The 24,542-nt window shown below is 74.8% G+C and carries 23 protein-coding genes; 18 read left to right on the forward strand and 5 right to left on the reverse strand.

The window, feature by feature from the left end; translation table 11 throughout:
- The first annotated feature begins 47 nt into the window (after positions 1-47).
- Positions 48-851 (forward strand): exodeoxyribonuclease III, encoded by an 804-nt coding sequence (locus ACZ3IL_RS18570; protein WP_467391489.1) that lies wholly within the window; start codon positions 48-50, stop codon positions 849-851.
- 59 nt (positions 852-910) lie between these two features.
- Here ACZ3IL_RS18570 and ACZ3IL_RS18575 read toward each other — a convergent pair whose 3' ends face one another.
- Positions 911-1,594 (reverse strand): MerR family transcriptional regulator, encoded by a 684-nt coding sequence (locus tag ACZ3IL_RS18575; RefSeq protein ID WP_467391655.1) that lies wholly within the window; start codon positions 1,592-1,594, stop codon positions 911-913.
- Positions 1,595-1,854: 260 nt separating this feature from the next.
- On the opposite strand from ACZ3IL_RS18575, the gene ACZ3IL_RS18580 reads away from it, so the two are divergent.
- From ACZ3IL_RS18580 to ACZ3IL_RS18595, 4 genes are all read left to right on the forward strand, one after another.
- A complete protein-coding gene (locus ACZ3IL_RS18580) occupies positions 1,855-3,381 on the forward strand; it encodes a flavin-containing monooxygenase (protein WP_467391490.1) in 1,527 nt (508 codons plus the stop codon).
- A gap of 8 nt (positions 3,382-3,389) precedes the next feature.
- Positions 3,390-4,298 (forward strand): alpha/beta fold hydrolase, encoded by a 909-nt coding sequence (locus ACZ3IL_RS18585; RefSeq protein WP_467391656.1) that lies wholly within the window; start codon positions 3,390-3,392, stop codon positions 4,296-4,298.
- Positions 4,295-5,176 carry an SDR family oxidoreductase gene (locus ACZ3IL_RS18590; protein WP_467391491.1) on the forward strand — a complete coding sequence of 294 codons (882 nt, stop codon included), beginning with the start codon at positions 4,295-4,297 and terminating at the stop codon, positions 5,174-5,176. The genes ACZ3IL_RS18585 and ACZ3IL_RS18590 overlap by 4 nt, the downstream gene beginning before the upstream one ends.
- A 163-nt stretch (positions 5,177-5,339) precedes the next feature.
- Entirely contained in the window at positions 5,340-5,525 is a 186-nt protein-coding gene (locus ACZ3IL_RS18595) for a hypothetical protein (RefSeq protein WP_467391492.1), read from the forward strand.
- Positions 5,526-5,591: 66 nt separating this feature from the next.
- Here ACZ3IL_RS18595 and ACZ3IL_RS18600 read toward each other — a convergent pair whose 3' ends face one another.
- Positions 5,592-7,748: an FG-GAP repeat domain-containing protein gene (locus ACZ3IL_RS18600; protein WP_467391493.1), complete on the reverse strand. Its 2,157-nt coding sequence runs from the start codon at positions 7,746-7,748 to the stop codon at positions 5,592-5,594.
- 111 nt (positions 7,749-7,859) lie between these two features.
- On the opposite strand from ACZ3IL_RS18600, the gene ACZ3IL_RS18605 reads away from it, so the two are divergent.
- A complete protein-coding gene (locus ACZ3IL_RS18605) occupies positions 7,860-8,363 on the forward strand; it encodes a GNAT family N-acetyltransferase (protein ID WP_467391494.1) in 504 nt (167 codons plus the stop codon).
- Positions 8,364-8,404: 41 nt separating this feature from the next.
- Here ACZ3IL_RS18605 and ACZ3IL_RS18610 read toward each other — a convergent pair whose 3' ends face one another.
- Positions 8,405-8,815 carry a RidA family protein gene (locus ACZ3IL_RS18610; RefSeq protein WP_467391495.1) on the reverse strand — a complete coding sequence of 137 codons (411 nt, stop codon included), beginning with the start codon at positions 8,813-8,815 and terminating at the stop codon, positions 8,405-8,407.
- A 244-nt stretch (positions 8,816-9,059) separates the two neighbouring features.
- The gene (locus tag ACZ3IL_RS18615) at positions 9,060-12,431 is read right to left on the reverse strand and encodes a S41 family peptidase (protein WP_467391496.1); all 3,372 of its coding nucleotides are present in this window, start codon (positions 12,429-12,431) and stop codon (positions 9,060-9,062) included.
- 191 nt (positions 12,432-12,622) lie between these two features.
- On the opposite strand from ACZ3IL_RS18615, the gene ACZ3IL_RS18620 reads away from it, so the two are divergent.
- Both ACZ3IL_RS18620 and ACZ3IL_RS18625 read left to right on the forward strand, forming a co-directional pair.
- On the forward strand, positions 12,623-13,204 hold the full coding sequence (locus ACZ3IL_RS18620; protein ID WP_467391497.1) for a TetR/AcrR family transcriptional regulator: 582 nt from the start codon (positions 12,623-12,625) through the stop codon (positions 13,202-13,204).
- A 97-nt stretch (positions 13,205-13,301) separates the two neighbouring features.
- Positions 13,302-15,485 carry an MMPL family transporter gene (locus ACZ3IL_RS18625; RefSeq protein ID WP_467391498.1) on the forward strand — a complete coding sequence of 728 codons (2,184 nt, stop codon included), beginning with the start codon at positions 13,302-13,304 and terminating at the stop codon, positions 15,483-15,485.
- A 53-nt stretch (positions 15,486-15,538) separates the two neighbouring features.
- Here the strand turns inward: ACZ3IL_RS18625 and ACZ3IL_RS18630 are convergent, their stop codons facing one another.
- Positions 15,539-15,913, reverse strand: coding sequence for an SsgA family sporulation/cell division regulator (locus ACZ3IL_RS18630; RefSeq protein ID WP_467391499.1), 375 nt, complete (start codon positions 15,911-15,913; stop codon positions 15,539-15,541).
- A 143-nt stretch (positions 15,914-16,056) separates the two neighbouring features.
- On the opposite strand from ACZ3IL_RS18630, the gene ACZ3IL_RS18635 reads away from it, so the two are divergent.
- The 10 genes from ACZ3IL_RS18635 to ACZ3IL_RS18680 all read left to right on the forward strand — a co-directional run bounded on the left by ACZ3IL_RS18635 (position 16,057) and on the right by ACZ3IL_RS18680 (position 24,399).
- The gene (locus ACZ3IL_RS18635) at positions 16,057-17,094 is read left to right on the forward strand and encodes an energy-coupling factor ABC transporter permease (RefSeq protein WP_467391500.1); all 1,038 of its coding nucleotides are present in this window, start codon (positions 16,057-16,059) and stop codon (positions 17,092-17,094) included.
- Position 17,095: 1 nt separating this feature from the next.
- Positions 17,096-17,860 carry a cobalt ECF transporter T component CbiQ gene (gene cbiQ, locus ACZ3IL_RS18640; RefSeq protein ID WP_467391501.1) on the forward strand — a complete coding sequence of 255 codons (765 nt, stop codon included), beginning with the start codon at positions 17,096-17,098 and terminating at the stop codon, positions 17,858-17,860.
- Positions 17,857-18,615 (forward strand): energy-coupling factor ABC transporter ATP-binding protein, encoded by a 759-nt coding sequence (locus ACZ3IL_RS18645; protein ID WP_467391502.1) that lies wholly within the window; start codon positions 17,857-17,859, stop codon positions 18,613-18,615. Before cbiQ ends, ACZ3IL_RS18645 begins: the two co-directional genes overlap by 4 nt.
- A 76-nt stretch (positions 18,616-18,691) precedes the next feature.
- A complete protein-coding gene (locus ACZ3IL_RS18650; RefSeq protein WP_467391503.1) occupies positions 18,692-19,867 on the forward strand; it encodes a serine hydrolase domain-containing protein in 1,176 nt (391 codons plus the stop codon).
- 79 nt (positions 19,868-19,946) lie between these two features.
- On the forward strand, positions 19,947-20,510 hold the full coding sequence (locus ACZ3IL_RS18655; RefSeq protein WP_467391504.1) for a YbaK/EbsC family protein: 564 nt from the start codon (positions 19,947-19,949) through the stop codon (positions 20,508-20,510).
- A 49-nt stretch (positions 20,511-20,559) separates the two neighbouring features.
- Positions 20,560-21,339 carry an SDR family NAD(P)-dependent oxidoreductase gene (locus ACZ3IL_RS18660; protein WP_467391505.1) on the forward strand — a complete coding sequence of 260 codons (780 nt, stop codon included), beginning with the start codon at positions 20,560-20,562 and terminating at the stop codon, positions 21,337-21,339.
- A gap of 82 nt (positions 21,340-21,421) precedes the next feature.
- On the forward strand, positions 21,422-22,492 hold the full coding sequence (locus ACZ3IL_RS18665) for a YihY/virulence factor BrkB family protein (protein WP_467391506.1): 1,071 nt from the start codon (positions 21,422-21,424) through the stop codon (positions 22,490-22,492).
- A 109-nt stretch (positions 22,493-22,601) separates the two neighbouring features.
- On the forward strand, positions 22,602-23,204 hold the full coding sequence (locus ACZ3IL_RS18670; protein WP_467391507.1) for a phosphatase PAP2 family protein: 603 nt from the start codon (positions 22,602-22,604) through the stop codon (positions 23,202-23,204).
- Positions 23,205-23,416: 212 nt separating this feature from the next.
- Complete coding sequence (locus ACZ3IL_RS18675) at positions 23,417-23,836, forward strand: phage holin family protein (RefSeq protein WP_467391508.1); 420 nt, start codon at positions 23,417-23,419, stop codon at positions 23,834-23,836.
- Positions 23,833-24,399, forward strand: coding sequence for a DUF3618 domain-containing protein (locus ACZ3IL_RS18680; protein WP_467391509.1), 567 nt, complete (start codon positions 23,833-23,835; stop codon positions 24,397-24,399). Before ACZ3IL_RS18675 ends, ACZ3IL_RS18680 begins: the two co-directional genes overlap by 4 nt.
- The last annotated feature ends 143 nt before the right edge of the window (positions 24,400-24,542 follow it).

Below are 24,542 nucleotides of genomic sequence, written 5' to 3' on the forward strand. Positions count from 1 at the left end.
ATTCATCGTACGTGTGTACGTATTGTGGGTGCCGGTATTCTCCCGGGATGCTCACCGTCACCAGCGTGAATGTCAATGGTCTCCGCGCCGCCGCCAAGAAGGGCTTCGTCGAGTGGCTGGCCGGGACCTCCGCCGACGTCCTCTGCCTCCAGGAGGTGCGCGCCGAGGAGACCCAGCTGCCCCCGGAGGTGCGGGCGCCCGAGGGCTGGTTCGCCGTGCACGCGCCCGCCGCCGCCAAGGGGCGCGCCGGGGTCTCCCTCTACACCCGGCGGGAGCCGGACGCGGTGCGCGTCGGTTTCGGGTCGGCCGAGTTCGACGGCGGCGGCCGGTACGTCGAGGCCGACCTGCCCGGCGTGACCGTCGCCAGCCTGTACCTGCCCTCCGGCGAGGCCGGGACCGCGCGGCAGGACGAGAAGTACCGCTTCATGGGCGAGTTCCTGCCGTACCTGAAGGAGCTGAGGGCCCGGGCCGCCGCCGGCGGACGCGAGGTCGTCGTCTGCGGCGACTGGAACATCGCCCACCGCGAGGCCGACCTCAAGAACTGGAAGGCCAACAGGAAGAGCGCCGGCTTCCTGCCCGAGGAGCGGGAGTGGCTGGGCCGTGTCCTCGACGGGGAGGACGGGGGGTACGTGGACGTCGTACGGGCGCTCCACCCCGACCGGGAGGGCCCCTACTCCTGGTGGTCCTACCGGGGACGGGCCTTCGACAACGACGCCGGATGGCGCATCGACTACCAGATCGCCACGCCCGGACTCGCCGCCAGGGCCGTGGAGGCGCACGTCGAACGGGCCGCCACCCACGCCGAGCGGTGGAGCGACCACGCGCCGGTCACCGTCGTCTACGGGGCGTAGGAGGCGGTGGGGAGCCCGTCCGGCCGTGTTGTTCGCGGTCGGAGCCGGACGGGGCCGGTTCAGGGCTTGTCGCGCAGTCGTCTGTCCAGGGCCAGGGACAGTTCCGCCTCCACCACGCTCTTGGCGAGGGGGCGCAGGCGCCACAGGTCCTCCTCGGCGGCGTGGGCGCGCAGGAGGTCGGTGAAGAGTTCCGCGAGGGCCTCGGCGTGCTCGCGGACCCGGGCGCCCGCCCCGAGGACCTCCGCGAGCGGGACGCCCTCCCGGACGAGGGAGGCCGAGACGCCGAGGAGGCGGCGGCTGACGTGGACGATCTCCTCGCCGTCGGGCACCAGATAGCCGAGTTCCAGGGCGGCGGCGAAGTTCTCCGGGGTGACCTCGCCCGCGAAGTGGTCCGCCAGCTCCTCGGGGGTGAGCCGGACCGGTTCCTCCTCGCTGGGGGTGTCCAGGGCGAGGACCTCGCGGACGTTCCGGCCGCTCTCGAAGGCGGCGGTGAGGTCGGCGATGCCGTTGAGGGTGTGGCCGCGTTCCAGGAGGGCGGCGATGGTCCGCAGCCGGGCCAGGTGCTGCTCGTCGTACCAGGCGATCCTGCCCTCGCGGCGCGGCGGCGGGATCAGGCCCCGTTCGCGGTAGAAGCGCAGGGTGCGCACGGTGATGCCCGCCGCCGCCGCCAGCTCCTCCACGCGGTACTCGCGCACGCCGCCGCCGGCGGCGGTCGCGGAGCCGGTGCCGGGACCCCCCGTCACGCCGCCCCCCGCCACGCCGCCCCCCTTCGCGCCGTCGGGGCCCGTCGTGCCGGTCTCCGTGCCGCCGTCGTCCGTCGTGCCGCGTCGGCCTCCGTGTGCGCCCGTCCCCGGACCCGATCCTTCTGCCACGCCCGCCAGCCTATGTTGTACCGCCGGTAACTTTCCCTCGTCGTACCCCTACCGCTCGGTAGGGCGCTGCTCTACAGTCCCCACCATGCCAGTGATTGCTGGCGGAATGGGCCGGACGCACGGGAGGCGGCATGGCGAAGCACGAGCACGTACGGGTGGCGGTGATCGGATCGGGATTCGGCGGCCTGGGGGCCGCCGTCCGGCTGCGCCGCGAGGGGATCACCGACTTCGTGGTCCTGGAGCGGGCCGACTCCGTGGGCGGCACCTGGCGCGACAACAGCTACCCGGGCTGTGCCTGCGACGTCCCCTCCCACCTCTACTCCTTCTCCTTCGCGCCCAACCCCGACTGGCCCCGCACCTTCTCCGGACAGCGGCACATCCGCGCGTACCTGGAGCACGTCACGGACACCTTCGGCATCCGGCCGCACCTGCGCCTGAACCACGAGGTGCTGCGGATGGTGTGGGACGCCGAGACGCTGCGGTGGGAGATCGAGACCTCCTCCGGGTCCTTCAGCGCCGAGGTGGTCGTCTCCGCCACCGGACCGCTCTCCGACCCCAAGATCCCCGACATCCCGGGGCTCTCCGACTTCCCCGGCAAGGTCTTCCACTCCGCCCGCTGGGACCACGACTACGACCTCACCGGCAAGCGCGTCGCCGTGATCGGCACCGGCGCCTCCGCCATCCAGATCGTGCCCGCGATCCAGCCGCGGGTGGAGAGGCTGACGCTCTTCCAGCGCACGCCCCCGTGGGTCATGCCCCGCATGGACCGGAACATCACCGGCGTCGAGCGCCGGCTCCACCGCGCCCTGCCCCTCACCGCGACCCTCCGCCGCGGCCTGCTCTGGGGCATCCGCGAACTCCAGGTCGGCGCCTTCACCAAGCACCCGGGCGAACTGGGCCTCGTCGAGAAGCTCGCCAGGGCCAACATCGCCAGGGCGGTCAAGGACCCGGCGCTGCGGGCCCGGCTGACCCCCTCGTACCGCATCGGCTGCAAGCGCATCCTGCTGTCGAACACGTACTACCCGGCGGTCGCGCGGCCCAACGTCGACGTCGTCGCCTCCGGGCTCCGCGAGGTCCGCGGCTCGACCCTGGTCGGCGCCGACGGCACCGAGACCGAGGCCGACGCGATCGTCTTCGGCACCGGCTTCCACGTCACCGACATGCCGATCGCCCCGCGCGTCGTCGGCGCCGACGGGCGTTCGCTCGCCGAGGCCTGGAAGGACGGCATGGAGTCGCTGCGCGGCGCCACCGCCGCCGGCTTCCCCAACTGGATGACGATCATCGGCCCCAACACGGGCCTGGGGAACTCCTCGATGATCCTGATGATCGAGTCCCAGCTCAACTACATGGCCGACTACCTGCGCCAGCTCAACGTCCTCGGCGGGCGCGCCGCCCTCGCCGTCCGGCCCTCCGCCGTGAACGCCTGGAACCGCAAGGTGCAGGCCCGGATGGAGCGGACCGTCTGGAAGTCCGGCGGCTGCGAGAGCTGGTACCTCGACGCCAACGGCCGTAACACCACCCTCTGGCCGGGCACCACCGGCGAGTTCCGGCGCGAGACCCGGCGGGTGGACCTCTCCGAGTACGAGGTCCTCCGCGCGCCCCGGCCCGCCCCGGCCGCGAAGACCCGTCCGCCCCGCACGAAGGAGGCCGCCCAGTGAGCCGGCACCTGACCCCGCTCCCCGAGGCCCGCGAACTCACCGCCGTCTCCGCCGACGGCTCCCGCCTCCACGTCGAGGTGTACGGCCCCGAGGGCGCCCCCGCCGTCGTCCTGGCCCACGGCTGGACCTGCTCGATCGGCTTCTGGGCCGACCAGATACGGGCGCTCGCCGCCGACCACCGGGTCATCGCCTACGACCAGCGCGGCCACGGCCGTTCGCCGGACCCCGGCCCCGGCGGCTACTCGACGACGGCGCTCGCCGACGACCTGGAGGCGGTGCTCTCCGCCACCCTCGCCACCGGCGAGCGGGCCGTCCTCGCCGGCCACTCCATGGGCGGCATGACGATCATGGCCGCCGCCGAGCGCAACGGCCTGCGCGACCACGCCGCCGCCGTCCTGCTCTGCTCCACGGGCCCCTCCCGGCTGACCGCCGGGGCCACCGTCGTGCCGCTGCGGCCCGGCCGGCTGCGCACCCGGCTCACCCGGGCCGTCCTCGGTTCGAACGCGCCGCTCGGCCCGGTCAACGCCGTCTCGAAGAAGGTCCTGAAGTACGCGACGATGGGCCCCGGCACGGCGCCGGAGCGGGTCGACGCCTGCGCCCGGATCGTGCACGCCTGCCCGCGCGGCGCGCGCCACGGCTGGTCGCAGGTCCTCGCCGGCCTCGACCTCGAACGGGAACTGCGGTCCCTGCGGCTGCCGGTGGCCGTGCTCGTCGGCACCGCCGACCGGCTCACCCCGGCCGCCCACTCCCAGGCCATGGCGGACGCGCTGCCGCACTGCACCGACTTCGTCCGGCTGACCGGTGTGGGCCACATGACGCCGATGGAGGCGCCCGAGGCCGTCACCGCGCAGATCCGTGAACTGACCCTCACGTACCTGGGCGCGAAGGACACCGCGCACGTCAAGGAGGAAGCATGAGCAGGGTGAGTCTCGAAGGCCAGGTCGTGGTCGTCACCGGGGGGGCCCGGGGCGTCGGCGAACTCCTCGCCCGCAAGCTCTCGGCGCGCGGCGCGAGGATCGCGCTCGTCGGCCTGGAGCCCGAACTCCTCAAGGAGGTCGCCGGGCGGCTGCACACCGAGGCCGACTGGTGGCACGCCGACGTCACCGACCACGAGGCGATGGCCCGGGTCGCGGCCGAGGTGAAGGAGCGGTTCGGGAAGGTCGACGTGGTCGTCGCCAACGCCGGTGTCGCGACGGGCGGTCCGTTCGCCGAGTCCGACCCGGTCGCCTGGCGCCGGGTCATCGAGGTCAACCTGATCGGCGGCGCGGTGACCGGCCGGGCGTTCCTGCCCGTCCTCATGGAGTCCCGCGGGTACTTCCTCCAGATCGCCTCGCTCGCCGCGATCACCCCGGCGCCGATGATGACGGCGTACTGCGCCTCCAAGTCGGGCGTCGAGGCCTTCGCGCACAGCCTGCGGGCCGAGGTCGCGCACAAGGGCGTGAAGGTCGGCGTCGGCTACCTCTCCTGGACCGACACGGACATGGTCCGGGGCGCCGACCAGGACGACGTCATGCGGGAGTTGCGGCAGCGGCTGCCGTGGCCGTCGAACCGCACGTACCCCCTCGGCCCGGCCGTCGACCGGATCGTCGAGGGCGTCGAGCGGCGCTCGCCCCACGTCTACGCCCAGTGGTGGCTGCGCGGGATGCAGTCGATCCGCGGCTACCTGCCCTCCCTGATCGGGGTCGTGGGGCAGCGCGAGGTGAAGCGCTTCGAGCCGCGTCTCGGCTCGATCCCCAAGGGACTCGTGGGCGCGGGGGGCGCGGCCGACGAGCGGGCGAGGGCCGGGAAGGCCTGACCGGCGCGAGCCCGGGGCGGGGTCCGGGGGAGGGCTTCGGAGAAGGGCCCTTCCCCCGGACCTCACTGTCCGTAATTGATCGACATGCGTGGAATGTCCGCCCGTGTGAGGCTGGTCGAGGCCGGGGACAGGTCGTCCCCCACCTCGCTAGGAGTGAACTTCCATGGGTATGCAGGACCAGTTCAAGGGCAAGGCGGACCAGCTCAAGGAGCAGGGCAAGAAGGCCATGGGCAACGCGAAGGACGAAGCGTCCGAGCGCGCCTCCCAGGGCCGTGAGCGTTCCGAGGACGCGACGCGCCGGGCCCAGCAGGAGGCGCGGACCCGCTCCGGCCAGGACCGCGACGCCTGACGTCCGCCGGTTCGCACCGAAGGCGCACCCGGGAGACCGGGTGCGCCTTCGCGCGGTCCGGGCCGGTCAGGCGACGGAGTCGTACGGGCCGTCGCCGGAGGTGAGGGCCGCGAGCCGGGCCCCGTACAGGGGCGTCCGCCACTGGCCGGTGCCCCGGTGGAGGTACTCGCCGGCCGGGCCGAAGCCGACGAGGTCCGGCCGGCCGTCGCGGTCGGCGTCGCCGGTGCCGACGAGGTCCCGGTACGTGTTCCAGCCGCCGCCCACCCGGGTGCGGGGGGCGAAGCCGCCGTCGCCCTTGCCGAGGTACTGCCAGAGGACACCGGCCCTGTCCCGGGCGAAGAGGTCTCCGGCCGGGCCGCCCGCGACGTTCCCCACGGCCGTCAGCCGGTCGTAGACGCCCCAGCCCCCGCCGATCTTCTTCCGGGCGGAGAAGGGGGCGGTGGCGGAGCCCGTGCCCCTGTACAGGTACAGGTCGCCGGACTTGTCCGTGGCGACCAGGTCGGCCCGTCCGTCGCCGGTCAGATCGCTGCCGCCCGCGAGCTGGTCGTAGGCCTGCCAGCCGCCGCCCACCTTCGTCCGGGCGGTGAAACCGCCGCGGCCGTCGCCCCGGTACAGCCAGAGGTCGCCCGCCCTGTCCCGGGCGACCAGGTCGCCGACCGCCGAGCCCGCGACGTCCCCGGTGGCCTCGATGCGGTCGTAGACCTGCCAGCCGCCGCCGACGAGCCGGCGCGGATCGGCCAGGAGCTGGGTGCCGTAGGAGGTGTCCGACCGCCACAGGCGGCCGGAGCCGTCACGGAGGAGGACGTCGGGCGCGCCGTTGTCGTCGAAGTCGTGCGGCTTGGGCGTGCGGGTGGTCCTGAAGCCGCCGGTCGCGGTCGCGGTCGGGCCGAGGCCGTTGAGCGGACGGGCGGTCAGCCGCCAGGTGTAGTCGCCGTTGTACTCGCCCTGCCAGTCGAAGACCGCCTTCCGTTCCGACTGCGGGTGGTCGTAGAACGTCTGGGACTGGCCGGTCCGGGTGTGCCGCACGGTGAGCGCCACCTCCGCGCCGGTCCGGGACAGGTTCCAGGTGAACCTCGCGACCCCGGCGTTCCTGTCGAGGTCGACCGTGGCGGGGACGTCGTGGCCCGTGACCGTCATCGCGGTGGGCTCGCCGGTGGACGCCACCAGGGTGACGGCCGGGCGCGCGTCCCCCGTCGCCGTGATCCGGTACACGCCCTCGCCGCCGCCCTCGGCGAGGCTGCCGCCCCGCACGTACAGGCTCCCGTCGGGGCCTCCGGCCGCCGAGGTCAGGTGGTCGAGGAGCTTCACCCTCGCCCCGGTGGCCGGGTTGTACGCGGTGAGGGCGTACATCGGGCCCGAGAAGGCGAGGCCGCCCGTGTCCCCGTACACGACCCAGCCGCCGACCAGGGCGACCCGGAAGTGGTTGCCCCACGTGCCTTCGACCGGCACCCTCCGGGCGGAGCCGTCGGCGCGGTCCACGAGGACGATCGCCGGACGGGAGGGGTCCGAACCGTCGGCCCACGCGGTGTGCGTCGCGGAGACGGCGGCGAACGAGGCGCCCGCCGGGACGCCGGCGGTGGGAACCTCCTCGACGGCGTGGGCGGCGGAGCCGATCCGGCCCCACTTCGTCACCCCGCCCGCCGTGAAGGCGACCAGGGCCTCGTCGGGGGCGCCGGGCAGAACCGTGAGCCCGGTGACGCCGGCCGGGAGGCCGGTCACGCGCTCCGTGCCGCCCGCCTCGGTGTGCTTGTACAGGACCGTGCCCGAGTCGGGCCGCACGGTCGTGAACACGGCGTCCCCGACGGCCCCGGCGTACGCCGTTCCGGGCGCCGTGCCGAGGGGAACCCTCAGCGCCGACCCGGTGGACAGGTTCCGGAGGGTCACCCCGGACATCTCCTGGAAGACCAGGAAGTCCGTGGTCCGCGTCGACCGCATGGCGGTCGGGAAGCCGTGGTCCACCACGGAGCCGTCCGCGTACCGGACGAAGCGCTTCGACCGGCCGTCGTAGGACTCGGCCAGGAAACCGCCCGCTCCGGCCGCGAGCAGCCGGTGGTCCTTCGGGAAGGGGACGGGGGCCGCGGCGGCGTCCGCCGTGACGGTCACGGCCGACGTCGGGGGGACGGCGGTCGCGGGGCCCGCCAGGGAGCCCGCGCCGAGCGTGACGGCGAGGACGGTGGTGACGGCGGCGACGAGCCGGCGTCGGTTCGGGGAAGCGTGGGGCACCTTCGTTTTCCTCCCGGGGCGCCGGCGCGCGGTGCACCGGCACTCGTACTGACTGCCGAAGGAGCGGAAAGTTGTACGCGTTCCGCGCCGGATCTCCGTACGGTGGCGCCCATGGCCGTACTCCAGCGTCTGCGCCCCGACCACGCCCCCGCCCTGCTCGCCTTCGAGCGGGAGAACCGGGCCTACTTCGCCGCGTCCGTGCCCGACCGGGGCGACGCGTACTTCACCGGCTTCGAGGAGCGGCACCGGGCCCTGCTCGGCGAACAGGAGGCCGGAACCGTCCACTTCCACGTCCTGGTGGGGGAGGACGGGGAGGTCCTGGGCCGCTTCAACCTCGTCGACGTGGCCGGCGGGAGCGCCGAACTCGGCTACCGGGTCGCCGAACGGGCGACCGGACGCGGGGTGGCCACGGCCGGGGTGCGGGAGGTGTGCCGGCTGGCCCGCGAGGAGTACGGGCTGAGCCGGCTGACCGCCGTCACGACCCTCGACAACGCGGGGTCGAGGGCCGTGCTCGGGCGGGTCGGGTTCGGCGCGGTCGGAAGCGTGACGCTCGACGGCCGCGCGGGGACCGCGTACGAACTGGACCTGGCGTACGGGGTGGTGGGGGCGGCCTGAGTCCGCGCCCCCGCCCCTCCCTCCCGCGCGGGGGGCGCGGGTCAGTCGACGAGGGCGGTGGCCTCGACCTCGACGAGCACGCCGGGCGCGAAGAGGCGGTCGACGCCGATGAGCGACGAGGGCGGGAAGGGCGTCGGCAGGCCGATCTCGTCCGCGACGCTTTCCGCCCCGGCCATGAAGGCCCCCATCTTCTCCGGCTCCCACTCGGTGACGTAGAACGTCAGCCGCAGGACGTCGTCGAACGTGGCGCCGGCTCCGGCGAGACCGCGCGCGGTGTTCCGCAGGGCCTGCGCGACCTGCCCGGACAGGTCTCCCGCCGCGACGGGCGTCCCGTCGGCGAGGCTGGAGGTCTGCCCGCTGACGTGGACGTGCCTGCTGCCGGTGCCGACGGCGACGTGGTGGTAGGGGGTGGGCTGAAGAAGGCCCTCGGGGGTGAAACGCCGGACGGACATCACGGTCTCCCTGCTGGTGACGAGCGCTGATGTGTCCTTGGTATCCGGGGGGCGCAGGACACTTCAACGAGACCAGGTTTCGCGGACGATACCGCCGCGGCCCACGGGGCGGACCGGGGACGCGAACGCCGCGCGGCGAACTCGCCAATGGGGGAAGGGAGTTCGGGAAGATGACCGGCCGGCCTCCGGGCCGGTCCCGAGCCGCCCGGCGGCGGGCCCGGTCCGGAGGCGTGCGCGGCGCGTCTCAGCCGTCCCGCCCGTCCGGCCCGTCCCGCCCGTCCGGCCCGTTCCGCCCGTCCGGCCTCGGCGGCAGCTTCGGCCGGGAGCGGTCCGGGAGGTCCACGTACCCCGGGGGGCTCGCCGCCGGGTTCTTCTCCAGGAGGGCCAGGGCGACGTGGACGGCGTCGTCCAGCTGGGCGTGGCGGCCCTCCGCCCAGTCCAGCGGGGTGCGCAGGACCGCGAGGTCGGGTTCCACGCCGTGGTTCTCCAGGGACCAGCCGTACTCGGGGAACCAGGCCGCGTTCATCGGCACGGTGATCTGCGTGCCGTCCCCGAGCCGGTGGCGGCCGGTCATCCCGACGACCCCGCCCCAGGTGCGCTGGCCGACGACGGGGCCGAGGCCGAGGATCTTGAACGCGGCGGTGATCATGTCGCCGTCGGAGGAGGTCGCCTCGTCCGCGAGGGCGACGACCGGACCGCGCGGGGAGTTGGTGGGGTAGCCGACGGGCTGGGCGTCGCGCGTGAGGTCCCAGCCGACGATCCTGCGGGTCAGCTTCTCGACGACGAGTTCGCTGATGTTGCCGCCGGCGTTGCCCCGCACGTCCACGATGAGGGCCGGCCGGGAGACCTCCATGCGCAGGTCCCGGTTGAACTGCGCCCAGCCGGAGCCGCCCATGTCGGGGATGTGCAGGTACCCGCAGCGCCCGCCGCTCAGTTCGCGCACCACGGCCCGGCGCTTGGCCACCCAGTCCTGGTAGCGCAGCGGGCGCTCGTCCACCAGCGGGACGACGGCGACGCGGCGGGCCGGCCCCTCGCCCCCGGCGGGCCGGAAGGTCAGCTCGACGGTGGTGCCGCCGGTCCCGGAGAGCAGCGGGTACGGCCCGGTGAGCGGGTCCACCGGGCGGCCGTCGACGTGGGTGAGGACGGCGCCCTCGCGGATGCCGGTGCCGGCGAGCGGGGAACGGGCCTTGGAGTCGGAGGACTCGCCGGGCAGGATGCGCCGCACCGTCCAGCCGGCCTCCCGGAGCACGAGGTTGGCGCCGAGCAGGCCCATGGGCCGCTGGTAGTGCGGCGGGCCCTCGTTGCGGCGGGCGGGGGTGACGTACGCGTGCGAGGTGCCCAGCTCGCCCAGGACCTCGCGGAGCAGGTCGGCGAACTCGTCGGGCGACGAGACCCGTTCGACCAGCGGCCGGTACTGGTCCAGGACCGCCGTCCAGTCCACGCCCCCCATGCCGGGCTCCCAGAAGTAGGCGCGGACGATCCGCCCGGCCTCGTCGAAGGCCTGGCGCCACTCGGCTCCGGGATCGACCTCGTGCAGGATGCGCCGCAGGTCCAGGTAGACGGTGGAGTCGCCGTCCCCGGGCTCGGTCGCGGGCACCGCCCGCAGTTCGTTCTCGTCCGCGACGACGAGCCGCGTCCCGTCGCCGCTGACCGCGAACCAGTCGAGGTCGGAGGCGAGTTCGCTCTTGCGGGCCTTGGTGATGGAGAAGTGCTCCAGGGTGGGGCGGCCCGAGGTGTCGGCCGGGTTGGCGAAGGTCTCGCCCAGCGCGCCGGAGATGGGCCAGCGCAGCCAGACCAGGCCGCCGCCGCTGACCGGGTGCAGGGCGGAGTACTTGGAGGCGGCGACCGGGATGGGCGTGACCCGGTCGGCGAGGCCCTCGGTCTCCACGGTGACCGTGCCGTCCGCCGTCTCCGCGTCGTCGTCGGCCGGGTCGAGGCCGCCGGCCGCCGGCCGCCCGTCGGGGAGGAGCGCGAAGGGGGACGGGGTCGCGGAGGAGAGCGGGACGAGGTAGGGGCGGCAGCCCAGGGGGAAGGACAGGTCGCCGGTGTGCACGTCGTACACCGGGTCGAAGCCGCGCCAGGAGAGGAAGGCGAGGTAGCGGCCGTCGCGGGTGAAGACGGGGTTCTCGTCCTCGAAGCGCCCGTTGGTGACGTCCACGACGGCGGGGGCGCCGGGGCCCGCGATGCGGGCCATCCGGATGGAGCGCAGGGAGCGGCCGATGCCGGGGTGGGACCAGGCCAGCCAGTCGCCGTCGGGGGAGAAGGCGAGGTCGCGGACGGGCCCGTTGACGGACCTGATCAGCTCGGTGACCTCGGCGCCGGGCCCTTCGGCGTCCGTGGCGCCGGTCTCCCCGGGCACGGTCAGGAGGAGGAGCCGGCCGTCGTGGGAGGCGAGCGCGATCCGTTCGCCGTCCGGGTCGGCGACCAGTTCCTCGACCCGGCCCAGTCCGCCGGAGACGAGCCGGCGCGGCGGCCGGTCCCCGCTGACGCGCGGCAGGTACGCCACCTCGACGGCGTCCTCGCCGTCGGCGTCGGTGACGTACGCGACCTGGCCGCCGCTGCCCAGCATCTCGGGCAGCCGGACCCGGACGCCCGGGGTGTCGGCGATGGTGCGGGCCGGGCCGTCGCGGTGCGTCAGCCAGTACAGGCTGCCCCGGACGGAGACGGCGCTGGCCCGGCCGGTCTCGTCCACGGAGACCGCGTCGACGTGGTGGGCGGCGGGCACCTGGTAGCGGCGGCGGCCGACGCGCTGGCCGCCGAGCCGCACCTCCAGCCTGCGGGGGCGGGAGCCGGGGGTGAGGGCGTCCACGATCCACAGTTCGCCCGCGCACTGGTAGACGACCCGGCGGCCGTCGGTGGAGGCGTGCCGGGCGTAGAAGTCGGCGTGGTCGGTGTGGCGGAGCAGGCCGGTGCCGTCGGGCCGGCAGGAGTACAGGTTGCCGACGCCCTCGTGGTCGGAGAGGAACGCGACCCGGCCGTCCACGGCCATGGGGCAGTCGAGGTGCCCGCCGAGGTCGGGCAGCAGCCGTTTCCCGTGCAGCCAGAGGCGGCCGGTGGCGCCGCCCCGGTACCGCTTCCAGGCCGCCGGCTCGTGCGGCGGCTTCCCGGTCAGGAGCAGGGTGCACCGTTCGCCGTCGTGGCCGGGGGCGGGGGTGTCGTCGGTGACGGCGATGTCGGAGACGGGGCCCCAGGGCAGCCGGCGGCCGGGGGAGCCGTCGGTGGGGACGGTGTAGGCCCAGGAGTAGTACGAGAAGGGCTGCCCGTGCGAGGAGACGGCGAGGATCTCGGAGCGGCCGTCCTTGTCGGGGGGAGTCCAGCCGCAGACCCGGGTGTCGGTGGAGCCCCAGTGGGTGAGCCTCCGGGTCGCCCCGCCGTCGACGGGGACGAGGTGGATCTCGGGGTCCAGGCTGCGCCAGTTCGTGTACGCGATGTGGCGCCCGTCCGGCGAGAAGCGGGGGTGTCCGACCCTGGTCCGGTCGACGGTGAGCCGCCAGGCCCGGCCGGGGCGGTGTCCCTCGGCCGCGAGCGGGGCGACCCAGAGGTCGTCCTCGGCGGCGAAGCACAGCAGGTCGTCGTGGAGGTGCGGAAAACGGAGATACGCGACGTCGTCACTCACCACACCATGCTTCCCGCGCGGAGGGGGCGGGGCAACTCGTGCGTGTCCGCGGCGGGGCGCGGCGCGGGGAGGTGTGGCCCGGGACACGTACGAAACGGTTTCGTTTCGCTGGGCGCGGGGTTATCTTCGTACGGTACGAAACCGTTTCGTTCGCACGCGTCGGGGGCGGACCACCGGAGGGAGCCATCGCCATGGCACGCAGCAGACTCACTCCCGAGCGGGAGACCGAGCTGTACACGGCCGTGCTCGACCTCCTCCGTGAGGTCGGCTACGACGCCCTCACCATGGACGCCGTCGCCGCCCGCACCCGCTCCAGCAAGGCCACCCTCTACCGCCAGTGGGGGAGCAAGCCCGAGCTGGTCGCCCGGGCGCTGCGCCACAACAAGCCGGCCGACCTCTCCGAGATCGACACCGGCTCGCTGCGCGGCGACTTCCGGGCCATGCTCGAACGGACCGACGACTGCCAGATGGAGAAGGACTCCGCGCTGATGCGGGGCCTGGCCCATGCCGTCCACGACAACCCCGACCTGCACCGGGCGCTGCGCGAACTCCTCATCGAACCCGAGATGACGGCCTTCCGCGAAGTGCTGCGCCGGGCGGTCCGCAGGGGCGAGGTCGACGCCGGCAACCCGGCGCTGGACCTCGTCCCGCACATGCTGGTCGGGGCGCTCGTCGCCCGCCCGCTGATCGAGGACCGGCCGGTCGACCACGCCTTCCTCAGCGCCTACGTCGACGCCGTCGTGCTCCCCTCACTCGGCGTCCGGCACCCCTGACCCCACCGCACCACACCCCCTGACCGCGTACCGCTCACGCCGTCGGGCCGGCTCCCCCGTCCTGTCCCGTCCCGCCCCACACCGGGAGTACGCACCCGTGGCCACCTTCCTCCACAAGCTGGGCCGCTCCGCCTTCCGGCGCCGCCGGCTCGTCGCCCTCCTCTGGGTGGCGCTGCTCGCGCTCGCCGGCGCCGGCGCCGCGACCGCGCCCGCCGCCACCTCCGGCTCCTTCTCGATACCCGGCACCGAGGCCCAGCGCGCCTTCGACCTGCTCGAAGAACGCTTCCCCGGCGCCGGGGCCGACGGAGCCACCGCCCGGGTCGTCTTCAAGGCCCCCGAGGGCCGGAAGGTGACCGATCCGGCGCACAAGGCCGTCGTCGAGGAGACCGTCGCCGCGCTGAGGTCCGGATCGGACCAGATCGTCTCGGTCGCCGACCCGTACACCACGCGCGCCGTCTCCCAGGACGGCTCCACCGCCTACGTCGCGGTCACCTACCAGGGCAACGCCATGGAGCTGACCGCCGAGACGCGCGAGGCCCTGAAGCAGGCCGGGCACGACGCGCAGGGCAAGGGCCTGACCGTCGAGATCGGCGGCGACGCCCTCCAGACCATGCCCGAGACCGGCGCCGGCGAGGTCGTCGGCGTGGTCATCGCCGGCGTCGTGCTCGTCGTCACCTTCGGCTCGCTCGTCGCCGCCGGACTCCCGCTGCTCACCGCGATCGTCGGCGTCGGCATCGGCGTCTCCACGATCACGGCGCTCGCGAACGTCCTCGACCTGGGCTCCACCACCTCCATCCTCGCGATGATGATCGGCCTCGCGGTCGGCATCGACTACGCCCTCTTCATCGTCTCCCGCTACCGCGCGGAGCTGGCCGAGGGCCGGGAGAAGGAGGAGGCCGCGGGCCGCGCGACCGGCACGGCGGGCTCCGCCGTCGTCTTCGCCGGGCTCACCGTCGTCATCGCCCTCGTCGGCCTGGCCGTCGTCAACATCCCGATGCTGACGAAGATGGGCCTCGCCGCCGCCGGCACGGTCGTCGTCGCCGTCCTCATCGCGCTCACCCTGATACCGGCCCTGCTCGGCTTCGCCGGGGACAGGGTCGTGGGCCGCAAGGCGCGCAAGGGCGCGGAGAAGGGTTCCGGGACGGAGACCGGCAAGCCGAACGGCGGCACCCGCTGGGCCCGGTTCGTCATCCGCCGTCCCGTCCTCGTGCTCCTCGTCGGCGTCCTCGGCCTCGGTGCCGTCGCCCTGCCCGCCGCCTCCCTGGAGATGGGCCTCCCGGACGACGGCGTGAAGCCGGTCTCCGCCACCGAGCGCCGGGCGTACGACCTGCTGTCCGACGGCTTCGGCCCCGGCTTCAACGGTCCGCTGCTCGTCGTCGTGGACGGCGACCGGGCCACCGCCGACCGGACGGTCTCGACGATCAAGGGTCTCGAAGGCTGGGCCGCCGTCACCCCGGCGACCCCGAACAAGGCCGGCGACGCCGCGACGATCACGGTGGTCCCGAAGGACCGCCCGTCCTCCGGCGCCACCGAGAACCTGGTCCACGACATCCGGGAGGCCACCGGCGACGACGTCCTCGTCACCGGCGCCGCCGCGATGAACATCGACTTCTCGCAGAAGATGAACGACGCCCTGGTGCCCTACCTGGCCCTCGTCGTCGGCCTCGCCTTCCTGCTCCTGACCCTGGTCTTCCGTTCGGTGCTCGTCCCGCTGAAGGCGGCCCTCGGCTTCCTGCTCTCGGTGGTCGCGGCCCTCGGCGCGGTCGTCGCGGTCTTCCAGTGGGGCTGGCTGGGAAGCCTCTTCGGGGTCGAGCAGACCGGCCCGGTCATGTCGATGATGCCGATCTTCATGGTGGGCGTCGTCTTCGGCCTCGCGATGGACTACGAGGTCTTCCTCGTCACCCGGATGCGCGAGGCGTACGTGCACGGCGAGCGGCCCGGCGAGGCGGTCGTGACCGGCTTCCGGCACAGCGCCCGGGTGGTCACCGCCGCCGCCGTGATCATGATCGCGGTCTTCTCCGGATTCATCGGGATGACCGACCAGATGGTCAAGATGATCGGCTTCGGCCTGGCCGTCGCGGTCCTCTTCGACGCCTTCGTGGTCCGCATGGCGATCGTCCCGGCCGTCCTCGCGCTCCTCGGCCACAAGGCGTGGTGGCTGCCGAAGTGGCTGGACCGCGTCCTGCCGAACGTGGACGTGGAGGGCGAGGGCCTCGCCGCGGGCACCGGCGGGGACGACGGGACCGGCGCGGACCCGAGGCCGGACCTCGTGAAGGTCTGACCGGCGGGCCGGACCGCCCGCCGGCCCCGGCCCCGCCCGCCGTCCGCGCGTCCTCAGGGACGCGCGGACGGCGCGCGCGTACCGGCGGGGCGGGAGGAGTACGTGTGCCGCAGGAAGCGGACCAGGGCGGCGGTGTCGAACTGGACCACCTCCACCCCGTCCTCCGTGTGGAACTCGACGACCGTCTGCACCCGCCCGCAGGGCCAGACCCCGATGTCCCCGCGCCGTGCCGGGGTGCGCAGGCCCTTCTCCAGGAGGGCGCGCGGGAAGGACCACTCGACGGCGCCCGGGAAGACGAAGCGGACGGTCGCCGGGGAGAAGTCCGGGTCGTACCGGAGGGCGACCGGGACGGGCCGGGAGACCGGCGCGTCACCGACGATCCGGCCCTTGGCACGGTCTTCGACTGCGGGGGCGGGTGCGGCGGCCATCGGGAGCTCCTGAAAGATTGTCCTTCTATCGACCGATGTATCGCTTCTGCCCATGGTTCCGCAGGTCATGCGCGGGCGTGCGCGGCCATGATGTGACCCGTGCGCTCTTGCGACCTCTTCGCAGGAACACCCATCATTCCGACGTGCACGTACCCGACGGATTCATCAACGCCCCCGTGTCGGCCGCCGCAGGCGTCGCCGCCGCCGGTGCCGTCGCCGCCGCCCTGCGCGGGGCCCGCCGCGAACTGGACGAACGGACGGCGCCGCTCGCCGGCCTCGTCGCGGCCTTCGTCTTCGCCGTCCAGATGCTGAACTTCCCGGTCGCCGCCGGAACCAGCGGACACCTCCTCGGAGGCGCCCTCGCCGCGATACTCGTCGGCCCCTGGACCGGCGTCCTCTGCATCGCCGTCGTCCTGCTCATGCAGGGCGTCCTCTTCGCCGACGGCGGCCTCACCGCCCTCGGCGTGAACATCACCGTCATGGGCGTCGTCACCGTCGTCGTGGCCTACGCGCTCTTCCGGGGCCTCGTCCTGGTCCTGCCGCGCACCCGCCGCTCGGTGACCGTCGCCTCCTTCGCCGCCGCCCTCGTCTCCGTACCGGCCGCCGCCGTCGCCTTCACCCTCCTCTACGCGGTCGGCGGCACCACCGACGTCCCCGTCGGCAAGGTCCTCACGGCCATGGTGGGCGTGCACGTCCTCATCGGGATCGGCGAGGCCGTCATCACCACGCTGACCGTCGGCGCCGTCATCGCCGTCCGTCCCGACCTGGTGTACGGCGCGCGCGGCCTGACCGCCCCGCTCAAGCTCCGCGTCGGCGGGGACCTCGTGGACGCCGGCCCCGCGCCCCTGCCCGCACCGGCCCCCGCCGGCTCCGCGAGGAGGCTGTGGGCCGGCGGCGTCGTGACCGCCCTCGTCCTCGCCGGCTTCGTCTCCTTCTACGCCTCCGCCAGCCCCGACGGCCTGGAGAAGGTCGCCGCCGACCAGGGCATCGACGCCAAGGCCGAGGAGCACGCCGCCGCGGGCTCGCCGCTCGCCGACTACGGCGTCGAGGACGTCGCCGACGCCCGCCTCTCCGGCGGCCTGGCCGGCGTCATCGGCGTGGGCGCGACCCTGGCCGTCGGCACCGGAGCCTTCCGCGTCGTGCGCCGCCGCCGGGCCCGCGCCGAAGCCGGGGCGGCCTGACGTGGGTGCGGGCCCTGCCCACGGGCTCCACCTGCCCGGAGACTCACCGGTCCACGCGCTGCCCCCGCACACCAAGCTCGTCGCCGTCCTCGGCTTCGTCCTGGTGGTCGTCTCGACGCCCCGCGAGGCCGTCTGGGCCTTCGCCCTCCACGCCGCGCTCCTCGGGGTGGTGGCGGCGAGGGCCCGCGTCCCGGCGCGCCTCCTGCTCGGGCGGCTCCTCGTCGAGGTGCCGTTCGTCGCGTTCGCGCTGCTCATGCCCTTCGTCGTGCCCGGCGAGCGGACCGAGGTCCTCGGGCTCTCCGTGAGCGTCCCCGGCCTGTGGGGCGCCTGGAACGTCCTCGCCAAGGGCACGCTCGGCGTCGCCGCCTCCGTGCTCCTCGCCGCCACGACCGAGCTGCGCGCCCTGATCCTGGGCCTCCAGCGGCTGAGGCTGCCGCCGCTGCTCGTCCAGATCGCCTCCTTCATGATCCGCTACGGCGACGTCGTCACCGACGAGATGCGCCGCATGTCCGTGGCCCGCCGTTCGCGCGGCTTCGAGGCGAGGGGCGTGCGCCACTGGGGCGTCCTCGCCAAGTCCGCGGGGGCGCTCTTCATCCGCGCCTACGAGCGCGGGGAACGCGTCCACCTGGCCATGGTCAGCCGCGGCTACACCGGCACCGTGCCGGTCCTCGACGCGACGGCCGCCACCCGCGTCCAGTGGGCGTGTGCCGCCGCGCTGCCGCTCACCGCGCTCCTGATCTGCCTCCTGGGACGGACCCTCCGATGACCGCTGCCCCCACCGCCCCCGCCTCCCTCGACGTGCGCGGCCTCGCGTACGCCTACCCCGACGGCCACCAGGCCCTCTTCGGGGTGGACCTGACCGTCGGGCGCGGCGAGCGGGTCGCCCTCCTCGGCCCCAACGGCGCCGGGAAGACCACCCTCGTCCTGCACCTCAACGGCATCCTCACCGGCGGCGCGGGCACCGTCACCGTCGCCGGGCTCCCGGTCGGCGGGAAGCACATGGCCGAGATCCGCCGCAGGGTCGGCATCGTCTTCCAGGACCCCGACGACCAGCTGTTCATGCCGACCGTCCGCGAGGACGTGGCCTTCGGCCCGGCCGCCGCCGGACTGCGCGGCGCCGAACTCGACGCCGCGGTGCGGCGGGCCCTGGAACGGGTCGGGATGGCCGAGTACGCGGACCGGCCGCCGCACCACCTCTCCTTCGGGCAGCGCCGCCGGGTCGCCGTGGCGACCGTCCTCGTCATGGAACCGGAGATCCTCGTCCTCGACGAACCGTCCTCCAACCTGGACCCGGCCTCGCGCCGCGAGCTGGCCGACCTCCTGCGCTCCCTGGACGTCACCGTCCTGATGGTCACCCACGACCTGCCGTACGCCCTGGAGCTGTGCCCGCGCGCGGTGATCCTCGGCGGGGGCGTCATCGTCGCCGACGGGCCGACCGGCGAACTCCTCGCGGACGAGGAGCTGATGGCCCGGCACCGCCTGGAGCTGCCGTTCGGCTTCGTGCCCCGGCCGGTGGCCTGAGGGCCCCGGGCCCGGCCCCCCGCGCGCCGCGTTGCACCATGGAGGGTCGGAACACGGCGAGACGAGGAGCGGGAACGTGGACGTCCGGGGCACGGTGGCGGCGGGCTGGGAGCCCGTCCGGGACGCCTTCCTGCGCAACTTCGAACAGCGCGGCGAGCGCGGGGCGGCCGTCGCCGTCCACCACGACGGCGTCCGGGTCGTCGACCTGTGGGCGGGCAGCCGGGACGTCGACGGCGAAGCGGGCGGGGACCCCTGGACCGAGGACACCGCCCAGGTCGTCCGCTCGGCCACCAAGGGCGTCGCCGCCGCCGTCCCCCTCCTCCTCCACCAGCGCGGCCTGCTCGACCTGGACGCCCCCGTGGGCACGTACTGGCCCGAGTTCAAGGCGGCGGGCAAGGACCGCGTGACCGTACGGGACCTCCTCGCGCACCGGGCCGGCGTGCCCGTCCTCGACCGGCCCCTCACCCTCGCCGAGGCCATCGACCTGCCGACGGCGACGGCCGCGATCGCCGCCCAGGCCCCCGTCTGGGAGCCCGGCACCGCCCACGGCTACCACGCCCACACCTTCAGCTGGCTGCTGTCCGGCCTGGTCCACCGGGTCACCGGCCGGACGGCGGGCCGCTGGGTGGCGGAGGAGATCGCCGGCCCGCTCGGCCTCGACCTGTGGATCGGCCTCCCGGACGCGGAGGCCCACCGGGCCGGCCGCATCGGGCCCGTCGAGGCGACCGAACCGGCCGGGAGCGGCGCGCTCCGGCTGCGCCCCCGGCGCGCGGTCACCGAGGCCTACCGGGACCCGGACTCCCTCACCCGGCGCGCCTTCGGCGTCATCGACCCGGCGCCCGACGAGAACGACCCCGTCTACCGGGCCGCCGAACTGCCCGGCTCGGCCGGCGTCGCCACCGCCCGCGCCCTCTCCCGCTTCTACGCCGCCACCCTGGGCCCGGTGGACGGCGCCGGGCGGCTCTTCGCCCCGGCGACGGTCACCCTCGCCCGCACCGAGGAGTCCGCCGGCCAGGACCGGGTGCTGCTCGTCGGCACGCGCTTCGGCCTCGGCCACATGCTGCACGGCCCGGCCTCCCCGCTCCTCGGCCCGTCGTCCTTCGGCCACCCCGGCCGGGGCGGCTCCCTCGCCTTCGCGGACCCCGAGTCCGGGACGGCCTTCGCGTACGTCACCAACGGCATGCGGAAGACGGTCACGGCGGACCCGCGCGCCCAGGCGCTGGTGCGGGCGGTGCGGTCGGTGCTGCCGTGACGGACGGTGCGGCCGGGGTCCCGTGACGAGTAGGGTCGACGCGCCGGAGAGCAGACCTGTCGCAAGGGGAGCGAGACGCATGACCGCCGACGACCTGGTGCACGACGCCCACGAGGCCCACGAGATCCACGACGCCCCCGACACCCACGACGCCCCCGCCCCGTACGCCACGTACGAGAAGCTCCTCGCCCTCCTCGACGGGCGCGGGGCCGCCTACCGGGTGATCGAGCACGCCCCCGAGGGCGCCACCGAGGCGGTCAGCGCGCTGCGCGGCCACCCGCTCGCGCAGGCGGCCAAGTGCATCGTCGCGATGGTCAAGACCGGCAAGAAGGAGAAGCGGTTCGCGCTCGTCGTCGTGCCGGGCGACCGGCGGATCGACCTCGCGGCGGTGAAGGCGCTGTACGGCGGCACGTACGTCTCCTTCGCCTCCCCCGGGATCGCGGAGGAGCTGGCGGGCTCCCCGAGCGGCACGATCCTGCCGTTCTCCTTCGACGAGCGCCTCGAACTGGTCGTGGACCCGGACCTGCTGGTCCACGAGGAGCTCTACTTCAACGCGGCGCGGCTCGACCGCTCGCTCGCCCTGTCCACGGAGGACTACAGGTCCGTCGCGGAGCCGCGCGTCGAGCGGGTGTCCACCGGCTGACGGCCGGGACCCCTGGTGCGAGGGGCGTGTCCGGTGCTGTGATCACCCCATGGATCTCAGGGAACGCCTCAGCGGGTACGGAGCACTGGTCACGGGCGCGGCGCGCGGCATCGGCGCGGCCACCGCCCGGCGCCTCACGGCGGAGGGCGCGCGGGTCCTCGTCGCGGACATCGACGGGGAGGCGGCCCGGACGACGGCCGCGGAACTGCCGGGAGCGGTCGCCGTCCGGTGCGACGTGGCCGACCAGGAGTCGGTGGACGCGGCCGTCGCCCACGCGGTGGAGGCCTTCGGCGGCCTGGACGTCCTCGTGAACAACGCCCTGGGACCGGTGACCCCCGACCGGGAACGCTTCGAGGACGAGCCGGACGAGGGCTGGGCCGTCCAGCACGACATCACCTTCATGGGCGCCGTCCGCTGCGCGCGGGCGGCGCTGCCGCACCTCGCGGCGGGCGGGCGCGGGGCGATCGTCACCATCGGCTCGGTCAACGCGGAGGCGGACTTCGGCAACCACGCGTACAGCGCCGCCAAGGCGGCCCTCGCCTCCCTCACCCGCACCCTGGCGGGCGACGCGGCGACGCGCGGGGTCCGCGTCAACCAGATCGACCCGGGCACGATCGCGACCCGGGCCTGGGCGGGCAGGGAGGCCGGGCTCGCCGCGCTCGCCGACCGGGTCTACCCCCTGGGCCGCGTCGGCACCCCCGACGACATCGCCGCCGCCGTCGCCTTCCTGGCCTCCCCGGACGCCTCCTGGATCACCGGCACCGTCCTCCGCGTCGACGGCGGCCTCCTGGCGGTGAACAAGCACTTCGCGGAGGTGCTGGGGGACTGACCCGGACGCCGCGCGGCCCCGGCGGACACGAACGGCGGTACGCGGTGGGCATGGGCGGCGCCCGGCGGGAAAGCCGCCAGGTATGACACGCACACCGAAGCCCGGACAGGGCGACCACCGGGGACGCCACGACGCCGACCGCGCCACGGGACCCGGCGGGGGCCGCGACGCCTCCGCCGGGCCGGACGCGGAGGTCGAGGAGCGGGCGCCGGACCAGTTGTCCGAGCTGCCCCGGCGGTCGTGGAAGGCCGTCCTGAAGGGCACGCTGAAGGAGTTCCAGGACGACGGGCTCACCGACCGGGCCGCGGCGCTGACCTACTACGGGGTCCTGGCGCTCTTCCCGGCCCTGCTGGTGCTGGTGTCGCTCCTGGGGATCGCGGGGGACTCGGCGACCGAACGGGTGATGGACAACCTCCAGAAGCTGGCCCCGGGCCCGGCGCGCGACGTGATCACCGACGCGGTCCGGCAGCTGCAGGGCAACGCGGGCGTCGGCTCGTTCATGGCGGTCGTCGGTCTGGCCGTGGCGGTCTGGTCCGCCTCGGGGTACGTCGCCGCGTTCATCCGCGCATCCAACGCCGTCTACGACATGCCCGAGGGCCGCCCGGTGTGGAAGGTCCTGCCGCTGCGGCTCGCGCTGACCGTCGTCCTGATGGTCATCGCCGTCGTCAGCGCGCTGATCGTCGTGTTCACCGGCGGCCTCGCCCGGCAGGCGGGCGCCGCGCTCGGCGTGGGCGACACCGCGGTGACGGTGTGGTCGATCGCGAAGTGGCCGGTCCTGGTCCTGCTCGTCACGGTCATGATCGCCCTCCTGTACTGGGCGGCCCCGAACGCCAAGGGCCGGGGGTTCAGGTGGGTCACGCCCGGAAGCTTCCTGGCGCTCGCCATCTGGATGGTCGCCTCGGCGGGCTTCGCGTTCTACGTCGCGAACTTCGCCTCGTACAACAAGACGTACGGGGCACTGGCCGGCGTGATCGTCTTCCTGGTGTGGCTGTGGATCACCAACCTCGCGATCCTGCTCGGCCTGGAGTTCGACGCCGAGATGTCCCGGCAGCGCGCCGTCGCCGGCGGCCACCCGGAGGACGAGGAGCCCTACGTCGAGCCCCGGGACACGCGGAAGTGGAGCGACGAGGACCGCCGTCGCCTGGAGGAGTGAGCGCCGTGGGGACGGACACCGGGCGGGGGCCGGACACCGGACGGGCAACGGACACCGGGCGGGCAACGGACACCGTGTGGAACGCCGGTGTGCGGGGAGACGGACGCGCATGAGACCTCTGGCGACGCTGCGCGACCGCGACCACCGGCTGACCAGGCGGATGGCCGCCTGGGACTCCCCCTGGGCCCGCCGGGTCCTGCCCCCGGTGGAGGAGGCGGCCCAGCACACGAAGCTGTGGTGGGCGGCGGCCGTGCTCATGGCGGCCGCCGGGGGCCCGAGGGGCCGCAGGGCGGCGGCCGCCGGGATCACGGCCATGGCGGTGGCCGAACTGCTCTCCAACGGGGTCGCGAAACAGCTCGTCGAACGCCGCCGGCCGCCGGAGGAATGGATTCCGCACGACGACGTGGAGGACCGGCCCGACAGCTCCTCCTTCCCCTCGGGACACACCGCCGCGGCCGTCGCCTTCACCGCGGCCGTCACGGCGTCCTGCCCCCCGGCGGGAGCCGCCTGCGCCGTACCGGCGGCGCTGGTGGCGGTCGAACGCGTCCACAGCGGCGCGCACTACCCCTCCGACGTGGCGGCCGGCGCCGCGGTCGGCGCCGTGGCCGCCGTCCTGGTCCGCAGGGCGCCGGGCCTCCTCCTCCGGAGCGCGCCCGGCCTCCTCCTCCGGAGCGCGCCCGGCCTCCCGGCCCGCCGCCGGTTCCGGCCCTGACGGCCGTCGAGTGATCCGGGGGACGCGGGGTACACGCGCCCCGAGGGCGGACGGCCGGGCCGCCACGACCGGCGGGCCACCGGGCCCCCGCGCCCGGACGGCACCGGCACCCGCCGGTCCGGCCGGCGGACCCGGCGACGCATCGGAGAGGCCGGCGGCCGCCCCCGCGCGGAACGGACCCGGCCGAGCAGACGAAGGAAGTGGTGAGTCCCATGAGCACCGCCGGACGGCCGGACCACGGCAGTACCGCCGACGCGTCGGTGGGCGAGCTCGTCTCACGGGCGTCGCAGCAGATCTCGGAACTGGTCCGCGACGAAATGCGGCTGGCGCGCGCCGAGATGACCCGGAAGGGCCGGCGCTACGGCGTGGGCGGCGGCCTGTTCGGCGGCGCCGGCCTGATCGGCGTCCTGGCCGCGCAGGCCCTCGTCGCGGCGGGGATCGCGGCGCTCGCCCTGGTCCTCCCGGTCTGGGCCTCGGCCCTGATCGTCGCCGCCCTGCTCGCGGTGGCCGCCGCCGCGACGGCGGCGGCCGGGAAGAAGCAGATCGACAAGGCCGGCGCGCCCGCGCCCCGGCAGACCATCGACAACGTCAAGGCCGACGTGGCCGAGATCAGGGAGAAGGCCCACCGATGACCGACGACCGTTTCCAGCAGGACCAGTCCGCGCCCACCCTGGAGGAGCTGCGCGAGCAGGCCGAGCACACCCGTGACGAACTCGGCCGGACGGTGGAGGCGCTGGCGGCCAAGGCCGACGTGAAGGCCCAGGCGAAGGAGAAGGCCGCCGACGTCACGGCCCAGGCCAGGGAGAAGGCCGCCGAGGTGAGGACCCAGGTCAGGGAGAAGGCGGCCGGCGTCAGGAGCCAGACCGGCGAGAAGGCGGCCGAACTCCAGGAACAGGCCGCCGAGAAGACCGCGCTCGTCACCGGACGGCTCCGGGAGGGGACGGTGAAGGCCGCGCGGCTGATGAAGGAGAAGACCCCCGACCCGGTCCTCGACCGGACGGCGCAGGCCGCCGAGCGGCTCCGCGACGGCGCGGCCCGCGCCGGTCACCTCGCCGCCGAGAAGACCCCGGAGCCGGTGCGCGAGAAGGCCGGAGCGGTCCTGACCGGGGCGAAGGACCGGCGCGTCCCGCTCCTCGTGGCGAGCGCCGCGCTGGCCGCCTTCCTCCTCCTGCGCCGGCGACGCGGACGCGGCTGAGGCCCCCGGGCGGCGCGTCCGCCCGGGACGGCGGGGGGGGGGGGGGGGGGGGGGCGGGGGGGCCGGGGGGGGCCGGGGGGGGGGGCCCCCCCCGCGGCGGGGGGGCCCGGGGGGCGGGGCGGGGGCGCCGCGGGGCCCGGCCC

It is taken from the genome of Streptomyces sp. NPDC014907 (assembly GCF_055562975.1).

Excerpts from the sequence above, each read along its gene's own strand:
- ACZ3IL_RS18620 (WP_467391497.1), top strand. The coding sequence starts at position 12,623 with ATGGCACGCAGCAGACTCACTCCCGAGCGGGAGACCGAGCTGTACACG.
- ACZ3IL_RS18660 (WP_467391505.1), top strand. The coding sequence starts at position 20,560 with ATGGATCTCAGGGAACGCCTCAGCGGGTACGGAGCACTGGTCACGGGC.
- ACZ3IL_RS18630 (WP_467391499.1), bottom strand. The coding sequence starts at position 15,913 with ATGGCCGCCGCACCCGCCCCCGCAGTCGAAGACCGTGCCAAGGGCCGG.
- ACZ3IL_RS18580 (WP_467391490.1), top strand. The coding sequence starts at position 1,855 with ATGGCGAAGCACGAGCACGTACGGGTGGCGGTGATCGGATCGGGATTC.
- ACZ3IL_RS18680 (WP_467391509.1), top strand. The coding sequence starts at position 23,833 with ATGACCGACGACCGTTTCCAGCAGGACCAGTCCGCGCCCACCCTGGAG.
- ACZ3IL_RS18645 (WP_467391502.1), top strand. The coding sequence starts at position 17,857 with ATGACCGCTGCCCCCACCGCCCCCGCCTCCCTCGACGTGCGCGGCCTC.
- ACZ3IL_RS18610 (WP_467391495.1), bottom strand. The coding sequence starts at position 8,815 with ATGTCCGTCCGGCGTTTCACCCCCGAGGGCCTTCTTCAGCCCACCCCC.
- ACZ3IL_RS18670 (WP_467391507.1), top strand. The coding sequence starts at position 22,602 with ATGAGACCTCTGGCGACGCTGCGCGACCGCGACCACCGGCTGACCAGG.
- ACZ3IL_RS18590 (WP_467391491.1), top strand. The coding sequence starts at position 4,295 with ATGAGCAGGGTGAGTCTCGAAGGCCAGGTCGTGGTCGTCACCGGGGGG.
- ACZ3IL_RS18665 (WP_467391506.1), top strand. The coding sequence starts at position 21,422 with ATGACACGCACACCGAAGCCCGGACAGGGCGACCACCGGGGACGCCAC.
- ACZ3IL_RS18605 (WP_467391494.1), top strand. The coding sequence starts at position 7,860 with ATGGCCGTACTCCAGCGTCTGCGCCCCGACCACGCCCCCGCCCTGCTC.
- ACZ3IL_RS18655 (WP_467391504.1), top strand. The coding sequence starts at position 19,947 with ATGACCGCCGACGACCTGGTGCACGACGCCCACGAGGCCCACGAGATC.
- ACZ3IL_RS18595 (WP_467391492.1), top strand. The coding sequence starts at position 5,340 with ATGGGTATGCAGGACCAGTTCAAGGGCAAGGCGGACCAGCTCAAGGAG.
- ACZ3IL_RS18570 (WP_467391489.1), top strand. The coding sequence starts at position 48 with ATGCTCACCGTCACCAGCGTGAATGTCAATGGTCTCCGCGCCGCCGCC.
- ACZ3IL_RS18675 (WP_467391508.1), top strand. The coding sequence starts at position 23,417 with ATGAGCACCGCCGGACGGCCGGACCACGGCAGTACCGCCGACGCGTCG.